Consider the following 2,272-nt stretch of genomic DNA (forward strand, 5'->3'; position numbering starts at 1 on the left):
TATAAATTTTATATACTATTCGGGCCAACAGAAGGAGTGAAAAAGGAGGCAAAAATGAAGAATACATATTACAAAGAAAATGCTTGGTGGGTAAGTCCATACAATGACACTTCCGAAGTAAGAACTGTTATTAATACTGCTGCTAAAGTCGAAATCCATGACGCAACTCTCCGGGACGGTGAACAGACGCCAGGAGTAGTATTTTCATTAGAGGATAAAATCAGAATAGCTGAAAAACTGAACGAAGTCGGTATAGAGCGAATTGAGGCAGGCATGCCTGCAGTTTCAAAGACCGATGAAATGGCTATCAGGGTTATATGCAAAAAAAATCTAAAGGCTAAAATTTTCACCTTTGCCCGTGCAATGCGAAGCGATATTGACATGGCAGTGGACTGCGGAGCTCACGGAGTGGTAATTGAGATCCCGATAGGATACCCAAAGCTAAAATACCAATTCAACTGGACATGGGAAAAGGTCCTGGAGAAAAGTATGGATTGTATTAATTATGCAAAAAGTAAGGGACTTTATGTGGTGTATTTCCCCTATGATACCACCCGTTCCCGTGATGAAGACCTTACAAATCTGATGCACGGCATAATGGAAAATTCACCGCCGGATTCTGTAGGAGTAGTTGATACTATGGGATGTGCTCTTCCACAGACAATTGCTTACCTTGTGACAAAAATGAAAAGGCTTACCGGAGGTCTGCCTATAGAAGTACATACACATAATGACTTCGGTATGGCTGTTGCAACCGAATTTGCGGCAGTTGCTGCCGGCGCCGAGGTAATTCATTCCTGTATCAACGGATTAGGGGAAAGAACCGGCAATGCCGCTACCGAAGAGCTGATGGTCGGACTTAAAATACTGTTTGGTCTGGAAAATGATTATAAACTGAACAAGATTCAAGAACTTAGCAGTTTGGTTGAAGGCATTTCGGGAGTTTCCTTAGCAGATAACAAACCTATTGTCGGAAAACGCAACTATACAAGGGAATCCGGAATTGGTGTGGATCTGGTTCTTAAACAGCCCTTGGCCATGTTTGCAACGGATCCCTCACTATTTAATCGAAAGGGAGATATTGTACTGGGGAAAAAGAGCGGCAAAGCCTCGATCGAATACTTTCTTGACAAGCTGGGCATAGAAGTACAGCAGGACGCAGTAGAGGCAATCGTGCAAAAAGTCAAGGCTACCGGAGAAGCCAAAAAGGGTCTGTTAACAGAGGACGAATTTATTAAAATTATCGAGACTAGTAGGTGAGCATATGAAAATTAAGACTAAAGTATTGTTAACGCAACCAATCCATGAAAAGGCTATGCAGCTTCTTTCGGATAATGTAGAGGAAGTATTGCTGGCACCAGACTGCGAAATAAGCACCTTGGCAGGATTGTTGGATGAAAAGGTAGAGGGAGTAATAGTACGCTACAATGTTTTTAACAGGGAACTGATTGAAAAAGCACCCAACCTCAAGGTGATTGCCCGCCACGGTATTGGTGTTGAGCTAATTGATTTAAAGGCAGCCACTGAATATGGTGTTATGGTGGTTAATACACTGGATGCCGCAACCGTTTCGGTAGCCGAGCATGTGGTGCTTATGGCTTTGATGCTGAGCAAAAAGATATTGACAGCCGATACTGCTATAAGGCAGGGTAATTATGCCATCAAAGATAAATATCAGCCGGACGACGTGGAGGGAAAAACACTGGGGCTGGTTGGCTTAGGCAGGATTGGGCAGGAAGTTGCCAGGAGATGCCGTGGGCTGGACATGCAGGTGAAAGCCTATGACCCTTATTTGAAAGCGGAGCGGGCTGAATCCATAGGTGTATCCATGGTGAGCACACTGGAAGAACTTCTTAGGACGGCGGACATTGTATCCCTGCATACACCGCTTACGGAGGATACAAGGCATATGATAGGAGAGCAGCAGCTAAACCAAATGAAGCCAGGTGCATTTTTAATTAACTGCTCGCGGGGAGCAGTGGTAGACGAGGCAGCATTGATTAAAGCTTTGGAGTGCAAAAGAATTGCCGGAGCAGGCCTGGACGTGTTCGAGCAGGAGCCCCCGGCAAAGGACAATCCTCTGTTTTCCATGGAAAATGTAGTGGTATCACCACATTCATCTTCGTTGACTCAAAACGGTAAAGTAAAGATGGCTATGGGGGCGGCGGAACAACTGCTGCAGGTCCTCAGGGGGGAAGTGCCGGCACATATAGTGAATAAAGAAGTACTGAAACAGCTCCGCTAAAAGGAGGGGAGATGTCTGTTAATTGGC

2 protein-coding genes are annotated in these 2,272 nt (G+C 44.9%); both read left to right on the forward strand.

Annotation, left to right across the window (positions count from 1 at the left end; genetic code table 11):
* The first annotated feature begins 54 nt into the window (after nt 1-54).
* Nucleotides 55-1,260 (forward strand): 2-isopropylmalate synthase, encoded by a 1,206-nt coding sequence (locus NC238_15655; protein MCM1567341.1) that lies wholly within the window; start codon nt 55-57, stop codon nt 1,258-1,260.
* Between the two features lie 4 nt (nt 1,261-1,264).
* Nucleotides 1,265-2,245 carry a hydroxyacid dehydrogenase gene (locus NC238_15660; protein ID MCM1567342.1) on the forward strand — a complete coding sequence of 327 codons (981 nt, stop codon included), beginning with the start codon at nt 1,265-1,267 and terminating at the stop codon, nt 2,243-2,245.
* Nucleotides 2,246-2,272: the final 27 nt, after the last annotated feature.

Source organism: Dehalobacter sp., from assembly GCA_023667845.1.
In the GTDB taxonomy this organism is placed as follows: domain Bacteria; phylum Bacillota; class Desulfitobacteriia; order Desulfitobacteriales; family Syntrophobotulaceae; genus Dehalobacter.

Coding starts and splice junctions, on each gene's coding strand:
- NC238_15655 (MCM1567341.1), top strand. CDS start 55: ATGAAGAATACATATTACAAAGAAAATGCTTGGTGGGTAAGTCCATAC.
- NC238_15660 (MCM1567342.1), top strand. CDS start 1,265: ATGAAAATTAAGACTAAAGTATTGTTAACGCAACCAATCCATGAAAAG.